This is a genomic window from Nocardioides sp. NPDC058538 (genome assembly GCF_042719275.1).
Classification (GTDB): domain Bacteria; phylum Actinomycetota; class Actinomycetes; order Propionibacteriales; family Nocardioidaceae; genus Nocardioides.
The window spans coordinates 204,166-221,299 of record NZ_JBHXNY010000002.1 but is presented as its reverse complement, the minus strand read 5'-3'; the positions used below and the strand labels follow the sequence as shown (position 1 = coordinate 221,299).

The 17,134-nt window shown below is 66.9% G+C and carries 16 protein-coding genes; 15 read left to right on the top strand and 1 reads right to left on the bottom strand.

Annotated features, from left to right (window positions below; translation table 11 throughout):
- The first annotated feature begins 1 nt into the window (after window position 1).
- The 5 genes from ACFWQC_RS03035 (at window position 2) to ACFWQC_RS03015 (ending at window position 6,340) form a co-directional block, all read left to right on the top strand.
- A complete protein-coding gene (locus ACFWQC_RS03035) occupies window positions 2–1,336 on the top strand; it encodes a conjugal transfer protein TrbL (RefSeq protein ID WP_378672881.1) in 1,335 nt (444 codons plus the stop codon).
- Window positions 1,333–2,790: an SCO6880 family protein gene (locus ACFWQC_RS03030; protein ID WP_378672878.1), complete on the top strand. Its 1,458-nt coding sequence runs from the start codon at window positions 1,333–1,335 to the stop codon at window positions 2,788–2,790. The genes ACFWQC_RS03035 and ACFWQC_RS03030 overlap by 4 nt, the downstream gene beginning before the upstream one ends.
- A gap of 328 nt (window positions 2,791–3,118) precedes the next feature.
- Window positions 3,119–4,123, top strand: a complete 1,005-nt coding sequence (locus tag ACFWQC_RS03025; protein WP_378672875.1) for a hypothetical protein — start codon at window positions 3,119–3,121, stop codon at window positions 4,121–4,123.
- A 316-nt stretch (window positions 4,124–4,439) separates the two neighbouring features.
- Window positions 4,440–4,847, top strand: coding sequence for a hypothetical protein (locus ACFWQC_RS03020; RefSeq protein ID WP_378672872.1), 408 nt, complete (start codon window positions 4,440–4,442; stop codon window positions 4,845–4,847).
- Between the two features lie 215 nt (window positions 4,848–5,062).
- Window positions 5,063–6,340, top strand: a complete 1,278-nt coding sequence (locus ACFWQC_RS03015; RefSeq protein WP_378672869.1) for a VirB4 family type IV secretion system protein — start codon at window positions 5,063–5,065, stop codon at window positions 6,338–6,340.
- Between the two features lie 404 nt (window positions 6,341–6,744).
- Here the strand turns inward: ACFWQC_RS03015 and ACFWQC_RS03010 are convergent, their stop codons facing one another.
- Window positions 6,745–7,914: a hypothetical protein gene (locus ACFWQC_RS03010; protein WP_378672866.1), complete on the bottom strand. Its 1,170-nt coding sequence runs from the start codon at window positions 7,912–7,914 to the stop codon at window positions 6,745–6,747.
- Window positions 7,915–8,189: 275 nt separating this feature from the next.
- Here ACFWQC_RS03010 and ACFWQC_RS03005 point away from each other — a divergent pair, with 275 nt between their 5' ends.
- The 10 genes from ACFWQC_RS03005 to ACFWQC_RS02960 all read left to right on the top strand — a co-directional run bounded on the left by ACFWQC_RS03005 (window position 8,190) and on the right by ACFWQC_RS02960 (window position 17,008).
- The gene (locus tag ACFWQC_RS03005) at window positions 8,190–9,263 is read left to right on the top strand and encodes an ArdC family protein (RefSeq protein WP_378672864.1); all 1,074 of its coding nucleotides are present in this window, start codon (window positions 8,190–8,192) and stop codon (window positions 9,261–9,263) included.
- A complete protein-coding gene (locus tag ACFWQC_RS03000) occupies window positions 9,260–9,757 on the top strand; it encodes a hypothetical protein (protein WP_378672861.1) in 498 nt (165 codons plus the stop codon). The genes ACFWQC_RS03005 and ACFWQC_RS03000 overlap by 4 nt, the downstream gene beginning before the upstream one ends.
- Entirely contained in the window at window positions 9,757–11,520 is a 1,764-nt protein-coding gene (locus tag ACFWQC_RS02995; protein WP_378672859.1) for a TraM recognition domain-containing protein, read from the top strand. Before ACFWQC_RS03000 ends, ACFWQC_RS02995 begins: the two co-directional genes overlap by 1 nt.
- 444 nt (window positions 11,521–11,964) lie before the next feature.
- On the top strand, window positions 11,965–12,387 hold the full coding sequence (locus ACFWQC_RS02990) for a hypothetical protein (protein WP_378672856.1): 423 nt from the start codon (window positions 11,965–11,967) through the stop codon (window positions 12,385–12,387).
- Window positions 12,388–12,519: 132 nt separating this feature from the next.
- A complete protein-coding gene (locus ACFWQC_RS02985) occupies window positions 12,520–12,939 on the top strand; it encodes a single-stranded DNA-binding protein (protein ID WP_378672854.1) in 420 nt (139 codons plus the stop codon).
- Window positions 12,940–12,951: 12 nt separating this feature from the next.
- A complete protein-coding gene (locus ACFWQC_RS02980; RefSeq protein WP_378672851.1) occupies window positions 12,952–13,539 on the top strand; it encodes a hypothetical protein in 588 nt (195 codons plus the stop codon).
- Window positions 13,540–13,609: 70 nt separating this feature from the next.
- A complete protein-coding gene (locus ACFWQC_RS02975; RefSeq protein ID WP_378672848.1) occupies window positions 13,610–13,936 on the top strand; it encodes a hypothetical protein in 327 nt (108 codons plus the stop codon).
- Window positions 13,937–14,253: 317 nt separating this feature from the next.
- A complete protein-coding gene (locus ACFWQC_RS02970; protein WP_378672845.1) occupies window positions 14,254–15,282 on the top strand; it encodes a hypothetical protein in 1,029 nt (342 codons plus the stop codon).
- Between the two features lie 336 nt (window positions 15,283–15,618).
- Window positions 15,619–15,807, top strand: a complete 189-nt coding sequence (locus tag ACFWQC_RS02965) for a helix-turn-helix transcriptional regulator (RefSeq protein ID WP_378672842.1) — start codon at window positions 15,619–15,621, stop codon at window positions 15,805–15,807.
- The gene (locus ACFWQC_RS02960; RefSeq protein ID WP_378672839.1) at window positions 15,794–17,008 is read left to right on the top strand and encodes a tyrosine-type recombinase/integrase; all 1,215 of its coding nucleotides are present in this window, start codon (window positions 15,794–15,796) and stop codon (window positions 17,006–17,008) included. Before ACFWQC_RS02965 ends, ACFWQC_RS02960 begins: the two co-directional genes overlap by 14 nt.
- Window positions 17,009–17,134 lie beyond the last annotated feature (126 nt).

Below are 17,134 nucleotides of genomic sequence, written 5' to 3'. Positions count from 1 at the left end.
CATGCCTGTGTGCGACATCCCCGGCGTCTCCGAGGTCTGCAACGTGGCCGGCGAGCAGGCCACCAGCGCACTCGCGACCCCGTTCAAGTGGGTCGCCGACGCACTCGCCGCAACCGCGGTCGCGGTGATCGAGGGCACCTGGGAGGTCATCGACACCACCACGATGGTCGACCTCACCACCGGTGAGTTCACCCGGATCTACAACATCGTCTTCGGCATCGCGATCTTCGTGATGCTCGGCTTCTTCCTGCTCCAGGTCATGGGCGGCATGCTCCGCCGCGAACCCGCCGCACTCACCCGCGCGATCGTGGGCCTAGCCAAGTCGGTCCTCGGCTCATTCCTCGCCATCACCCTGCTCGCCACCGCACTCGAGATCACCGACCGTCTCGCCACCGGCATCGTCCACGCAAGCGGCACCAGCATGGAACAGATGGGCGACCGCCTCGCCCTGCTCGCCGGCGGCCTAACCGCGATCAGCACTCGCAACCCAAGCGTCGGCATCATCGTCACGATCATCCTGGCCAGCCTCATGATCAGCGCGAGCTTCCTCGTCTGGCTCTCCATGCTCGCCCGCAAAGCCCTACTCCTGATCGCGGTCGTCCTCGCCCCACTCGCACTGGCCGGCGCCTCCTGGGACCACACCCGCACCTGGGTCGGACGATGGGCAGCATTCGTAATCGCCCTGATCACCTCCAAACTCGTCGTGGTGATCATCTTCCTGCTCGCAACCAGCATGGTCTCCTCCCCCATCGAAGCCGACCTGGCCGGCATCTCCGACCCCCTCGCCGGCGTCGTACTCCTCCTCATCGCCGGCTTCGCGCCCTACCTGGTCTACAAAGCCATCAACTTCATGGGCTTCGACATGTACCACGCCATGTCCGCCGAGCAGGAGACCAAGCACGCCCTCAACCGCCCCATCCCGACGCCCGCGCGCCAACCCTCCTTCCAGCCACCGAAGGTCCTCGGAGATCAAGGAGGACAAGGCAGTACGCCACCCGCGACTCCCCCAATGACGAACCCGTCCGCTGGGGCGTCATCGCCGACTGCGGCCGCGCCCGCGGCCGCCGGCAGCGGTGCGGCTGGTGGTGGTGCCGCTGCGGTCCCGCCCGCGGCCGCCGCAGTGGCCGGAGCGTACGCCGCTAAGGAGGCCGCAACCGCGGGCCCCCGCATCGGGTCATACGTCGGATCGACCACCCAACAGCACGCCGACGCCGGGGAACAGACGCCGAGTCAAAGCCAGCACTCCCCCCAAACGACCGACACTCCACGACCTTCGACGCCGTCGCCTCACGTCGTCGACCCCATGCTCGGACCACAGCCAGGAGCCTCGTCATGACCGCCGAGTCGGCGCCGGGCGAACTCGCTCCGGTGAAGTTCTCCCGCCTGTCGCGCCGCGGCGTCATCCTCGGCCTCACCGGCGGGCAGCTGACCACCCTCGGCATCGGCGCCCTCACCCTCGTGACCGCCCTCTACGCGGCAGGTGGCACCGGGCTTATCCTGGTCGCCCCTGTCCTCGCCCTCTCGGTCGCGCTGACCTGGGGCAGCATCGGCGGACGTCGCCTGGTCGCCTGGCTCCCCATCTCCAGCGTGTGGCTCTGGCGCACCGTGACCGGGCAGCGCACCTACAAACGCCGGATCTCCCGCCCCCGACCAGCCGGAACCCTCGCCCTCCCCGGCAACGCGGCATCCCTGCGGCAATGGCTAGATGAAGAGACCGGGGCGGTCATGATCCACGACCCGCACGCGGCGACACTAACCGCGATCATCGGCGTCACCCACCCGGCATACACCCTCCTCGACCCCGCCGAACAGCAACGCCGAGTCACCGGCTGGGGCCGCGTACTCGCCACCACCTGCCGCTCCGGCCGCATCGCGTCCCTCCAGGTCCTCGAACGCACCCTTCCCGACTCCGGCCGCGGCCTGAGCGAATGGTGGACCCAGCACGGCACACACGACCAGAGCTGGGCCTCGACGACGTACGACGAGCTGATCAGGCGCGCCGGACCGGCCGGCGAACGCCACGCCACCACCATCTCCATCGGCCTCGACATTAAGACCTCCGCAAGAGCCATCCGCGCCGCAGGAGGCGGCAACCGAGGAGCCGCCGCCGTACTCCGCCAGGAGATGACCACTCTGACCGCCGCGTTGCGAGCCGCCGACCTCACCCCCGGCGAATGGCTCACCCCCGGCGACCTCGCCCTCATCCTCCGCACCGCCTATGAACCTGGCCTCGCCCCCGCCCTCGAACGCCACGGCGCCCTCGGCCGCGACCTCTCCACCGCTGGCCCCGTCGCCATCTCCGAGTCCTGGGGCTCCCTGCGCTCCGACTCCGCCCACCACGCCGTCCTCTGGATCTCGGAATGGCCCCGCAGCCAGGTCTACCCCGGCTTCCTCGCCCCACTCCTGCTCACCTCCGGCGTACGCCGCAGCCTCTCCCTCCACTACCAACCGCTGCGCACCGACCTCGCCGCCCGCGACCTACGCCGCAAAAGGACCGAGTACATCTCCGACGCCGCCCAACGCACCAAGATCGGCCAGATCGACGACGCCCAGCAGAACGCCGAGTACGCCGACGTCCTCCAACAAGAAGCCGACCTCACCGCCGGCCACGGCGTCCTCCGCCTCACCGGCCTCATCGCACTCTCCGCATTCGATCTCGACGAGTTAGAGCGGACGGTGGCGGCCGTCGAGCAGGCTGCCATCCAGGCGTCCTGTGAGACCCGACGTCTCTACGGGCAGCAGGCACAGGCGTTCGCCGCATCCGCGCTACCGCAGTGTCGACAGAGGTAGTCGCAACCGTCAGACCTGACGGGCTATGCCCGTTGCTACCACACGGTCGGCGGCGGCATCGACACGGGATCAACCCGGTGGAGCAGCGGGTCCATTCACCTCGTTGTACCTGTCCAGTGGCATGACCGACATCAGTACAACGCCAGCTTCGAGGCATCCCGCTATCTGATGCGAGTAGATCACGCCGAACTGCACCGCCAAGTCCAGCCAGCCTCGTAGGCTCCACGACCATGGACACGAGCATTGTGGGCGGTCGACCAACGTTCAGACAGGCGAGTGCGAAGACCGCGACGGTCGCACTTGAGCGCCACCGCGCCGAGGACGCCTTATGACCGAGGCGTACGACCCCGCGTCGCTCAAGGACACGAGTGCCAGAGCCAGTGCCGTGGTCTTTGAACTGTTCGTACTCGTCCTCGCGAGATCCATCATGGGATCCAAACAGCAGGTCGAGGAGTACGAGTCCCTATCTCCCGATGTCGGTGTCGGCTTCGATGCCACGATCTTCGATGAAGAGGGAACACCTTGGCTCATCGCGGCCCGACTCGATAACCCTTCCACACCTGAGCGCCTTCGTGCAGTCACGGAGGCGCTTTCGGCCGCAGCCACCAAACTTTCCCGCTCAGCGACCGCTTCACCTCACCTGATTCTGGCCATACCTGGCGTCCTCGCCGAAGAGCGGGTGGAGCCGCTGACGAAAGCTGGCATCACACTCTGGGACGGTCCAAGACTCGCGGACATAGCGGCAGCCGAGGGCATCGATGTCCCGCCTGGTCTCGGGGTCCGTCGATTTATCAGACGCGGAAGCACCGAAGCCGACGGGTACCGACGACGCTTGGCCCGGATCGCGACCGGCAAGGATGGCTGGTCCGCCTTCCAAGAGTGGTGTGGGGACGTACTCGACTACCTCCTCAGCCCGCCGCTGGAGACGCCGATCCCTGAGCTCGCCACGAAGAACCGTCACAACCGGCGAGACTTCATCTTGCCGAACTACGCCGAGAGCGGCTTTTGGCAGTTCATGCGCGTTCAGTACAGCGCCGAATACGTCGTCATCGATGCCAAGAACCACAGCGGGCGACTGCCGAAGAAAGAAGTCCTCCAAATGGCCAACTACCTGTCGCGCCACGGCACCGGCCTGTTCGGCATGATCATCTGCCGCCGCGGCTTCGACCAAGGTGCCCAGTGGACCGCCCAGGAGCACTGGATGGTCCACAGCAAGCTCATCATCGCGCTCACCGTCAACGACGTGTTGCAGATGCTGGCCGCGAAAGAGGTCGGCAACGACCCGACCGCGGTGATCAAGCAGCGCATCGAGGACTTCCGGCTTGGGCTCTAACCCTCAGTCGTCCGCATATCGCTCGCCGTCACCCCACCGATGACTCTCGTGGTCACCGCCGCGTCCGAGCCCGCGAGTCCTATCGAGTTGTCCTTAGCCACGGACGCCGTGACGTATGGGCCTGCGGCGACGATCGCATCCACGCCCTTGACGCTATCTGGTCGCCGTGGCGCAGTCTCCAGTAGGGCGATTCCCATCATGTCGCAGCGGGCACCTGACTCCCCGCATCGCCCCACTGCTCGTTGACCACTTCTTGCCGGGCGGCAGCGCCCGTGTACCTCCCAGATGACCACAACCATCTGCACCGGAGCCCACGATGCCAACCAGCGACTCGACCACACACGCGATCAACGCTCGCGAGAGCCTGCGACACCTCGCCCACACCACCCGCCACCTCACCGACCCCGGAGAGGTCTACGAACTCCTCGGCGACCTGTCCGGCGCGATCACCTCGCTCGCGCAGTCCCTCCATCAGATCGGCAAGGTCCACGACAACCTCGAGGTCGGGCAAGCCCACGTCGCCGGCGGCGCCCGCACCGGCCGCGCCACCTCCTACGCCGTGTCCTGGGAGCTCCACCGAGCCGCCCAGATCCTCACCCAGGCCGCCGCCGGGATCGACCGCGCCCACGAGAACGAGGCACGCATCTCGTACACATCGCCCGACCCCCTCCTCACCCCGCGGCAGAGCTCCGGGGCCCCGACGAACAATGGTCTGCGCCGATGACCGGCGACCGACTCCATTCAGCCGTACTGATCTCACCGGGGCGCGAGCGCCGCAGAACCCGCCGCCGGCGACGTGACCTCGCCCGTCAACGCATCACCGAGGACCACGCGGCCCGCCGAGCGCAGCAGCGCGCAACCGCCGAAGCCCTCGCAGACGAGCGCCGCACCACTCAGTTCCTCCCCAGGTCGGGCGAGCCCGGACCAGCAGCACTCCGCATGCCCGGCCGTCTCCGCCTCCCGAGACACCAGGACACCTCCGCGACACTCGCCGGGGCGTACCCCTTTCTCGCCGAAGGCGGACTCGGAGCCGACGGCGTCTTCGTCGGCCAAGACCTCTACTCCGGATCATCGTTCGTCTACGACCCCTGGGTGCTGTACGCCCGCGGCTTGATCACCGCCCCCAACGTCGTCCTCGCCGGCATCGTCGGCTCCGGCAAGTCCGCCCTCGCCAAGAGCCTCTACGCCCGCTCCATCCCCTTCGGCCGCCGTGTTTACGTCCCCGGCGACCCCAAGGGCGAACACACCCCAGTCGCCGAAGCCGTCGGCGGGCAGGCCATCGCGCTGGGCCACGGCATGCCCAACCGCCTCAACCCCCTCGACGAAGGCCAGCGACCCTCCGGCCTCGAGGACACCCAGTGGGTCAGCCAGGTCACCGCCCGACGACGCGACCTTGTCGGCGCCCTCACTGAAACCATGCTCAACCGACCGCTCACGCCCCTGGAGCACACCGCGATCGACATCGCGCTGACCGCGGTCGTCCGTTCGTACGATGTGCCGGTCCTCCCCCTCGTAGTCGATCGCCTGCTCTCCCCCGACCCTGCCGATGACCCCGACGGACGGTTGACTGAAGACGGCCGCCTCGCTGGCCACGGCCTCCGCCGCCTGGTCGCCGGCGACCTCGCCGGCCTCTTCGACGGCCCCTCCACGGTCCGGTTCGATCCGACCCTGCCGATGGTCTCCCTCGACCTCTCCCGCGTCACCGAGAACTCCACCCTCATCTCGGTCCTGATGACCTGCGCCTCCGCCTGGATGGAATCAGCGCTGCTCGACCCCAACGGCGGACAACGCTGGGTCATCTACGACGAGGCCTGGCGCCTCATGCAGCACCCCGCCCTCCTGCGCCGCATGGACGCCCACTGGCGCCTCGCCCGCCACTACGGCATCGCCAACATGCTGATCTTCCACAAGCTAACCGACCTCGACAACGTCGGCGACCACGGCTCCGCCGCCCGGGGGCTCGCCTCATCGCTCCTCGCCAACGCGGAGACCCGCGTCGTCTACCGACAGGAGTCCGACCAGCTCGGCGCAACAGCCGAATCGTTGGGTCTCACAGGCACGGAACGCTCACTACTTCCGACCCTCGGCACTGGGCAGGGCTTATGGCGGATCAAGGACCGCTCCTTTGTCATTCAACACCAACTGCACCCCGCGGAGCTCTTTATCTATGACACTTCTGCCCGCGCAAGTGGTGGAGACGAATCGGCACGGACGTAACGCGGTCTACTCGGCGCGACGTACGTCAACGCGAGCCTCGATGTGCTCAGTTGAAGGCGGTCGGTCGGTCTTCCAGATGTCGTCGTAAATCTGCGCGACCATGGGCCAGAGACGGGTGATGCCATCCTCAACCGATCCGATCGAAGACGCCAGATCGCCCGACACGACGAACTGATGCGGGATATCGCGCCCAGATGCATCTTTCCGACCCTGCGGATCACGAAGACGCAGAGCGACCACCCCCGAGACGCGCCCCCACACCTCCGGCTCCTCGGGGATCTCCGCGAAGACACGCTCGTACGCTAGAAGCGGATCGGCTAGTCCGCCGCGGAGTAGGAATCGGAAGCCCCACGATCGACCTCGCGTCGCCCAGATGACCGACTTCGAAGGCGCCTCAGCGTCATTCACTGCTTGCTCCGGAAGAGCAGACCATCCGCAACGCCCTGTTCCAGGTCGATCTTGAATTGGGTCAGTGTCGCAGTCAAGTAGTCTTTGTTCGCCAATGCTTGGTCGTGGACCTCTTTGAGTTTCTCTCCCGCAATCTCTACGGCCTTGTTCAAGAGCGGACCTGCGGCCATGGCGACGAACGGCCCGACCTTGGGCAGCTTCGCGATCAGCTTCTCAACTGCCTCCATGTGGCCGCTGACGAGAACCGCTGCCAATGCCTCAGCGCCGTCAGCAAGTTTGTCTAGCACCCTCACGGGGACGTCGAACTTCTCGGCCCACTCGACCCGACGCTGGAGAGGCAGCAGGCATGCCACAGGCAGGATGAGGTCCAGCCCCTTGCGCTTGGTCACGTCGATCTCTACCGGTCCGGCTGCGGACAGCTTGAACTTCGCTGATGAGAGAAGAGCGAAGTCCTCGGCAACTGACATCGCCGCTGGCGTGTCCACCATGCCGATGAGCGTCTTGCGCAACTGGTCGATCTGGTCAGCAGCCTTGACGATCATCAACTCGCGGAAGTCGTTGACGTCCCACTCCGGGAACAGGTCGGCCTTGGACAGCGCCATGATCCAGATGCGTGGGAACTCGATCAACCGGTCGTCGGAGTCCAGGAGGTCCTTCTGTCGAAGCACCTCTTGGCGGAAGTTTCCGAGAAGCGATCGTAGGTACCGCTCCTCCTCGCCCGTGTAGTCAAGGAGCTTTTGGCCGTCGACGAGCAGGAGTGCAACATCAGAGCGCACGAGAGCTTCGAAAGTCGTAGCGCGGCGACCCTTCTCCTCCTCGCTGCTCGGCTCACCCTCGAACCACTCGCCCGGGTAGTCGTGCCAGACGAGGCACAACTCGTCGAACGGCTGTTTCGCCTTCTTCTGGGCGCCCTTGAGGCGCAGCGAGAACCGATAGGTGGTCGCTGCGAACTGCGTGCCGGGCGGCAACGCTGCGTCCCGCTTCATCCCGAGGTAGTTCGCGAGCAGGCGATGGCCCTGCCCCGCATCGCCAGCAACCAGGTCCCACAAGTCGTTAGCGTTAGCGCTGTCCTCGGCTGCACCGAAGAACGCCGACAGCAGCACCGTCTTGCCAGAGCCACCCTCACCGAACACGGCGATGTGCTGCTCCTGCACCTTCTTCACCATCAGGCGAAACTACCGCAGTCAAGTGTCCCCGGACTCGCGAATCCATAACGGTGCCTTGCCTGGCACTGCACCGTACCGAATGACCGAGCTGGCATCGATCCGAGTTGCCAGAGGCCGAAACCCTCCTGTGAAGGTCGCTCTCGAGCCCGAATGCCTCGGGCTGATCCACGGAATGGGGACGCCATCTTCAGTCGTCCTGCCTTGCGTCACCGATTCAAAGATTGCCGTTGGCGCAACGTGCACACCTGACCTTCGCACATACTCAGGAGGGCACTGTGAGCACTTCCCACGACAGCCGCGGGCGCGAACAACAGATCGATGCGCTTCAGAAACGGCTCGCCTCGACGGTGGAGAGCCTCGTAACTGGCGACGACTGGCGCAGGTCGTTGGAATTCGCGGCGAAGTTTCGGGCACGGAGCTTTCGTAACACCATGCTCATCGCCGCACAGCACATCGACGAGTACGCCCAGGGTCTGGTGCCGAACCCGACCCCAACGTATGTCGCCGGGTTCCGTCAGTGGCAGGGCCTGGGGAGATCCGTCATCAAGGGCCAGCACGGTTACCAGCTGCTGGCGCCCGTGAAGGCTCGGTTTGCATCGACCACACCAGCCGACCCCGACTCGTGGCGACGGCTCGCGCGTGGAGAGAAGCCGCGCGGCGGGGAGGCCGTGCGGTCGAAGATGGTCGGTGTCCGCGTCGCCTACGCGTTCGACATCTCTCAGACCGAGGGCGACCCGATCCCTGCGCCACCGCAGCCGGTCAAGTCGACCGGCACCGCACGAGAGGGGCTATGGGACGGGCTCGCCGATCAGATCACCGCGCGGGGGTTCGACGTACGCCTCGTCTCGGACTCCCGATCGCTCGGCGGTGCCGATGCCCGGACGGAGTATCTGACCCGCCAGGTGTCGGTCCGGATGAACATGAGCGACTTGGAGCAGGCCACCGCGCTGTGCCACGAGCTCGCCCATATCATGCTCCATGCCCCCGGCAATCCTGACGCCGTTGCCGACGCGGAGGCTCACCGCGGGGTCCGTGAGGTGGAGGCGGAGTCGGTCTCGCTGATGGTGGCGGCGGCGCATGGGCTGGACACGAGCAGGTTCACGATTCCGTACGTCAGCACCTGGGCCGGGACCGTACGAGATCGTGATCCGGTTGAGGTGGTGCAGAGCACTGCCGAGCGCGTACGCGCCACGGCGCTCGCCATTCTCGACAAGCTCGACACCGAGCGGATCGGCGATGGCGATCCACCCGGACTCACTCGTGAGGGCACTGGGCACCAGTCCAGTTTCAGCCTCGAGGGCACGCCCGCGATGAACTGGTCCAAGCCGGTCAACCGGGTGGAGCTATGAGCCGCGCGCACACCGCCGACCCCCGCGTCCCGGTCGTCATGCCCGCGGTCGAGATCCGGGTCGACGAAGCCGGGGCGGCCCAAGTGAGCATCGACCGCGAGCCGTATGGCGTGCCGGGTGGTCTGCGACGCGACGGCGTGCGACGCCTCGTGCAGGACCTCGCCGACAGGCTCGGTCCGCTCCGGGTCACGCTCATCGAGGCGAACGGTGAGTCGTTCGTCGATATCGAGACGCCTCGTACGGAGCGCTCCGCACTTGCCCATGAGCCGCGTTCCAACGCGGCCGACCCGGTCGGCCGGTTCCAGCCCGGCGAGGAGGTCCTCGTCACCGTGGTCATCGCTCGCTGTCCCGCAGGGAGCGACGGCAAGGCGCCACTTCGGCTCCCGCCGGCGATGCTGCATCGCTACGGCGCCGACATCGTCCTCGTCGGCCAACGGTCGAACACCGTCGCTTCACTCATTGACGCCGAGGCCGAGGCGGGGGCCGAGGCGTGATGAATCCTCAGTCACGGCAGATCGATGATGAGCTCGTCAACCTCGGGCTGGTTCTGGTGCTCGGTGGTGCGCTTCTTCTTGGGCTGCTCCGCGTTGCCGGCACGATTGCCGCTCGGCTCACCGGAGCAACACCGCCGCGTCGTGGGCTCGAGGGGGCGACCGCGGTGATCGCCCATCCGTTCACCCCCTCCGGCGCATTGGACTCCCCCGGGCTCTCCCCCGTCGCCTACTGGACCGCGGTGGTCTTCCTGGCCGTCACCGCGGGGGCCGTCGCGTGGGCGGCGTGGCGCGTGTTCAGCAACCCTCGCGAGACCTCGACCCGCGACGTACGCCGTCTCTCCGGCCTCGCCACCAAGCGAGAGGTGGCCCGAGCCGCCTCACAACGTGCCCTCCTGAGACGAGCGAGGAACCTTCGCCCCTCGCTCGCGGGTCCGAGAGCAACAGACGTCGGCTATCTACTTGGCCGTTCGCGCAGGCAGGGGGTGTGGAGCTCGGTGGAGGACTCGATGCTGCTGCTCGGACCACCCCGCTCGGGCAAGGGCCTCCACATGGTCATCAACGCCATCCTCGACGCCCCCGGCGCGGTGGTGACGACCTCGACTCGGCCGGACAATGTCGCCGCCACCATCACAGCCCGCCGCGACCGCGGGCCGGTCGCGGTCTTCGACCCCCAACGCCTCGCCGCCGGGCTCCCTCACGGCCTGCGCTGGTCCCCGGTACGCGGCTGCGAGGACCCACTCACCGCGATGATCCGTGCCACCGGCCTCGCCTCGGCCACCGGACTCTCCGCGGGAGGTGTCGAGAGCGGCGGCTTCTGGGAGGGCAAGACCAGGACCGCGCTCCAGGCACTGCTCCACGCCGCAGCCCTCGACGGACGTACGCCAGCAGAGCTCTTCTCCTGGACGCTCTCCCCCTCGACGGCCGCCGACGCGGTTGCGATCCTGGCCAACCATCGCGACGCTGCCGCCGGGTGGGCCGAGTCGCTGGACTCGATGATCGAGTCCGACCCACGTACGCGGGACTCGATCTGGATGGGGGTCTCCCTCGCCCTCAGCGCCCTCGCCGACCCCAGGGTCCTGGACGCGGTCAGCCCGAGCGCCGAGGAGTCGTTCGACCCGACCCCGTTCCTGAAGGACTCCGGCACGCTCTACCTGCTCGCCACCGGCGCTGGCGCAGGCGCCTGCTGGCCGCTGGTCGCCGCGTTCATCGAGGACCTCGCCGAGACCGCCCGACGTCTCGCCGCCCGGTCCACCGGCGCCCGCCTCGACCCACCGCTCCTCCTAGCGCTCGACGAAATCGGCAACCTCGCCCCACTCCCCTCACTCCCGACCTTGATGGCCGAAGGCGGCGGCACCGGGATCACCACCATGCCCGTGCTCCAGTCCCTCTCCCAAGCACGCCACAAGTGGGGCGAGCACGCCGCCCACGCCATCTGGGACGCAGCCATCGTCAAGATGATCCTCGGCGGCACCGCCGCCGCCCGCGACCTACAGGACCTCTCCACATTAATCGGCGAACGCGACGAGCACACCGACACAATCACCATCGGCGACCACGGATCCCGTGGCGTGCAACGCTCCACCCGCCGCGTACCCATCCTCCCGCCCGACACCATCCGCACCCTCCCATTCGGCACCGGTCTGGTCCTTCTTCGCTCCACACCGCCCGTGGTCGCGGACCTGCGACGTTGGACCGACCGTCCTGATGGCGACCGCCTCACCCGTCTACGAGCCGAAGCCGAAAAGGAGCTAGGCCGAGCGTGACCGCTTGGCTTCCATCCGTTTGCCGCGACGTGCGAGCGCGCTCTCTGCCCGAGCACGCGCCTCGTTCTCCCTAGGCAGCTCTGTTTCGATCGGACGGACCATGTGCGGCATCAGCCAGGACTGGTAGACATCCATGGCGTCCGGGTTCATCGGCGGCGGAACCGCAGCGTGCACCACCAAGCACTCCCACGGTGGCTGTCCTCGCGGTACGTCCTTCGCTCGCCGCCACGCCAACAGCACACCCGGCTGGCTGTGCTCCCCGAACCTGGCGCTCACATCCACCCACACGTGATAAGGCGGCCGCCGTGGCACAGTTCGAACCTCCATCAACCTGACCGTTCGACCCGCCAAGCAGATGCTATATCGAACAGATGCGCGATCCGTACCCGGCGTGTGGATCTCGTGCACTGCTGCCGGCAGCAGGTACAGGCGTAGAGTGAACACATGTTCGGACGCCTTAACGAGCGGGCCGCGGCGGAGTGGTCGCGGTTCACGAACCGCGCGGCACAGCTGGGCCTGTCCATCGTCACGGTGGTCGATGTCTACCAATACGCGCAGACCGGCACAAAAGCCCTGGTCAACCTCTACGGCGAAGCCGAGTCGCGTGACGCCTGGTTCTGGTGGGAACACGTGGATCCGGGAATGACCCTGGCCGTCGCGCTGTCGACGGGCTACGGGCCACACACCCATCGTGACGGCGTCATCTACGTTGGCAGCGAGCAGAACGGCTCCGGTGTGTATGACGCAGTGACCGCCAAGACTGTCGTCCGCGCTCAACGTCACCAGTTGCGCGCCGCAGCCAAGGCATCTGGTTCGGGGACTCCATCGCGCACGACGCTAGCTACGCCGACGTCGTCATCTCGTTGACGGGCGCGTGAACGGCGCGAAGTTCAAGTCCGCCGACATCCATCGACTCGCCGGCGGAGTGGGCACCCGCGCGCACCTGTCTCCCAAGAGCGGCCCTGACCAGAGAGGCTGCGAAAGTACGGGAGCCAGATCATGTCGATTCCCACCCAGCTCAGCCTGCACGGCTACATCGCCACCGCCCCAGAGCTGACCAAGACCCGCAGCGGAGACCCCCGATTCCACGCACGAATCGGTGTAGAACGCTTCCGCAAGGAGACGGACGGCTCTTTCACCAAACTCGACCCCGTGCACTGCGACCTGGTCGTGTTCGACACCGCGGCGCAGCGGGCGTTCGACCAGTTTCGGGTCGGTGACTCGTTCGTCGCATCAGGGTACATCAACGAGTACGAGATCGAGCGCGAAGGCCAGACAGTTCCGCGGGAGGAGTACGTGGCCCGCCGGATCGGGCACGACCTGGCGCGAACTAACTACGAGGTCGTACGCCGGCCGCGCCTCACCGAGCCGGCGCCACCGGTGGTAACCGACGTCATCGACCACGCCATCAACTTCTGAACGGGTGCGGCCATGGAGACGACGTACGAAGGTGATGGTGGCGGCGAGATCATCCGGCCGGTCAACTGGAACCTGCTCACCGCCGAAGAGGCCGAAGGTGAGTGGCTCGACCTGAACGCCTGGGTCGACTGGCTGCGAGCGACCTACGGGCTCGCCGTCGCGGTCATTCCGCCGCTGTGGCATCGCCATGACGAGCTCATCTGGGAACTCTCCGCACTGCACACCGCCTGGCTCAACGCCTACGACCCCGAGGCGCCGCCGGCGGCGCCACTGGCCTGGCACCGCGAGTTCGCCGAAGCCCGAATCCGGCTCCGCGAATGGGTCGCCACATGCGGGACCAAGCTCGACCGCGACCGGCCAACCCGGCGGGCAGCCTGGCCCGGCGATGGGCCGCCAGCCTCGCCGGTCGAGCAGCCGATCGAGCATCGGGACGCCGACTTCAACGCCTTCGTGGTCGACGACCTGGCTGCGCGGAGGCAACTCGAGGACGAAGCCCGCGATGCCGCCCACCACCGTGCCCTGGACCTGCTCGACCGTCTCGGAGGGGCGGTGGACCGTTCCCAATGGCGTTTCGGTCGCGATCTCTCCACCGACCTCTGACCCCACGGCACATCTCAGCTACGGCTAGGCGGAGACGCGTCCGCTCCCCTCGACCACGACTGGAGGAACCATGCTGCTCGCTCACGCCATTGCCCTCGCCGAGGCGAGGTCCTACCTCGCCGCGCTTGCTGATCAGAGCGACGCGCTCAAGACCACCGTCGCGTACGACGACGCGCTCCTCTACCTCGACTCCATTCACGCAGATCAAGTGCCTGCCCTGGAACTGCTCCCACCGCTGGAGACAGGCCTCCTCCACGTACTGACAGAGAAGGCGCTGACCGACCTCGCCCCCTTCGGTCTTGATCCGCTCCACCTCGAACTCCTTCTGGCGATGATCGGGGACGCACGCGAGGACGCCGCCGCCGCGATGCCACCAGACCCGGGACGCGAGTCATGACGTACGCAGAGAGCGGCGCTGCCATCCGCGACGGACTGACCAAGCTGCTCCACCAGCACCGGCTTCAACACCGCATCGGAGGCAATGGCGTACCTGTGCTGCCTGAGGAGACGACAGCCACAGAACGCGAGGCGGCTGGCGTTCAGATCCGTCGCTACCGAAATGTCGTCCTGACCTGGTGCCTCCAAGCGGCCGTCGCGGGCGACCCTGAAGCCGATGACCCGTTCCTCACACGCGACCGCAGGAGCAAAGCCCGGAAGCCCTACGACAGATTCCGCACCGAACTCCGTCGCGCGCTCAATGCCTCAACTGACGGCATGCCCACCCTTGAGGAACTAACGAGCCCCCAAACGCTCCCGCTCGTCGAGTCCTGGCGCCAGGTCGCGAAAGGCGCAGCGCTCGGCGAGCATGATTTCTACGCCGGCCTCGAATCCGGCGCCCTTTCCATCCAGCAAGGCCAGACCCTGCTCAAGGACGCCGCCGCGATCGCCCAAGCCGTGCTGATGCTCGACCGACGCTACAAGGCGACGCCCGGCTGGGAGCACATACCGACGCCAGGCCGCCTCGCCTGGGCCACCATGGCCACCGCACTCGAGGCGAGCCTCGATCCCCCGGACTACAGCATCGACGTACGCGGCTGGCGACCACCCGCACGCTTCATCCGAGGCCCCGCCAAACCCGGACTCACGGGCATCCTCCAAGCCGAACACAACCTGCTCGTACGCCTCAACGCACTGCCCAGCCCGATCAACTTGAAGAAGGTCGTCGAGTCTCAGCGAGTGCTGAGCGCCATCCTCGCCGAGCGCACCCCCTCCCCCGCCCTCGCCGCCCGATGGAGCCGCAGAGCCAGGACGTACGAGGTCGTCTTCAACGAACTGCGCAACGTGTCCGGTCGAGTCGGCGACGGAGCCCACGCCGCCGAGGAGGCGGCGAACATCCGCATCCGGATCGACGCGCTCCCCAAGCAGCCAGCGCCCGAACAGTCAGACCAGAGCTCACCGATCTGGTCGAGCTTCGACAACCGCTTCGAGAAGGTCGACGCCCGCCTCGCCGACATCATCGAGACCGGCATCGCCGAGAAGACCCTCGTCCGGCGCTCCCACGTCCCTCGCCTCGTGGAGAGCAGCCCACAACTGGTCAAGCCCGTTCGCGTACGTTTCGCACCCATCGACGGCCGCCACGGCACCGACCTGCTCACCACCGTCCGAGAGCAGCTTCGACCGGCACCAGCACAGCCCGTCGGCACGCCTGAATCCGCAACAAGCCGCACAGCGCTGTTCAGCGCCATCACGACCCGAGCGACCGTGGACAGCCCCGGTCTGCGCGCGCCGGCGATCGGCGACTGACGGAGCCGGCGTCCGCCGTGCACCTTCCTGCAAGACGCCGTCGATGTGGAACGGCGCTGACGAAGCAGGAGATGGACTGATGCCTTCATCGGTAAACACCACTGTCCCGTCGCGCAGACAGGTGAGGAGTTATCCACAGCGAGCGAATCAAGCGAGCAGAGCCAGTACCGAGCGACGGACCGTCGGACCGAACGCGACTCCGTCAACACCCGGGAGGCTCACATGCCCTGCCAAGTCGCACCCATCCTCAGCAGCCCAGACCTTCGGTCACCTGCCCCTCCCCACGGATGCCGCTACCCCCTACGGCGACCGCCAGCGTCGACCGGAGGCCGCGCCGTGGAAAAGCTGATGTCGGCCGAGGACGTCGCCGACCTCCTCGGCGTACCGATCAACACCCTCTACCAGTGGCACCACAAGGGCACCGGGCCGACGTGCTTCCGAGTCGGCCGTTTCCTGCGCTACACCCCCGGCGATGTACGCGCCTGGCTCTCCGAGCAGAAGGGAGCCTCCCATGGCCACCGTTGAACGACGAGAATGGCGCGACGCTCACGGCCTCCTGCGCAAGGCGTGGCGAGTCCGCTGGCGTGGGCCGGACGGCAAACAGAAGAGCAAGACCTTCCAGAAGAAGGCCGACGCCGACCGGTTCAGCGCTACGGTCGCCGCAGACCTCATCCGCGGCGACTACACCGACCCCGAAGCCGGGAAGGTCTCGTTCGAGACGTACGCCAAGCAGTGGCTGAAGGCGCAGACCTTCGACGAGCTGACTCGTGAGGCCGTCGAACTGCGTCTCCGGCTCAAGGCGTACCCCCACCTCGGCGAGCTCAGCCTGAACACGATCAAGCCCTCCACGATCCAGGCTTGGCTACGTACGCTCGACGACCTCGCCTCCACCTACCGAGCCGTCATCTTCGCCAACGTCTCCACGGTGTTCACCGCGGCTGTCGACGACAAACTGCTCGCTGAAAACCCGTGCAAGGCAAAGTCCGTACGCCGCCCGAAGCCCGACCCACGCAAGGTCATCCCCTGGCGACGTGAGCGAGTCATCGCCGTCCGCGATCGGCTTCCCGAGCCGTACCCTCTGGTGGTCTGGCTCGGCGCCGGCCTCGGCCTGCGGCAGGGCGAGATCTTCGGCCTCTCCCCCGACGACCTCGACCTCGAGGCGGGAAAGGTCCACGTGACCCGGCAGATCAGGGTCTTCAGCGGCAACCGCCTGGTCTTCGCACCGCCCAAGAACCGCAAGATCTGCAACGTCCCCTTGCCCGACGTCGTATTGGAGGCGATCAACGCCCACATGACGAAGTACCCGCCGATCGACGTGACCCTGCCCTGGGTGAACCTCGACGGCGAGAAGGTCACCATCCCGCTGCTGCTCTACACGCGCGAGTCAGGCGCGCTCAACCGCAACTACTTCAACACCTTCATCTGGCGGCCGGCCCTGAGGCAGGTGGAGGTCCCGGCCATCCGCGCCAACGGTTGCCACGCGCTGCGGCACTTCTACGCCAGCACCGCGCTGCACGAGGGCGAGACCATCAAAGCCCTCAGCGAGTACCTCGGCCACTCCGACCCCGGCTTCACGTTGCGCACGTACACCCATCTGATGGAAGGGAGCGCCGAACGAACCAAACGCGCGATCGACTCGGTCTTCGGAGCAGTCACCAAGGCGGATGGCAACATCGCGATCGAAGGCGAAACCGAACGTGACACAGAAGCAGACGACGGTGCGTAGTAGCGCCGATCTGTCCGGCAAACAGGTCCGGTCGATTCAGATCCAAGGTGCTGGCCCACCTCCGAAACGCGTCCCGCGCTGACGCACGGCTCCCGGCGGTTTCGAGGACGCCTGTCGGTGGGTCCG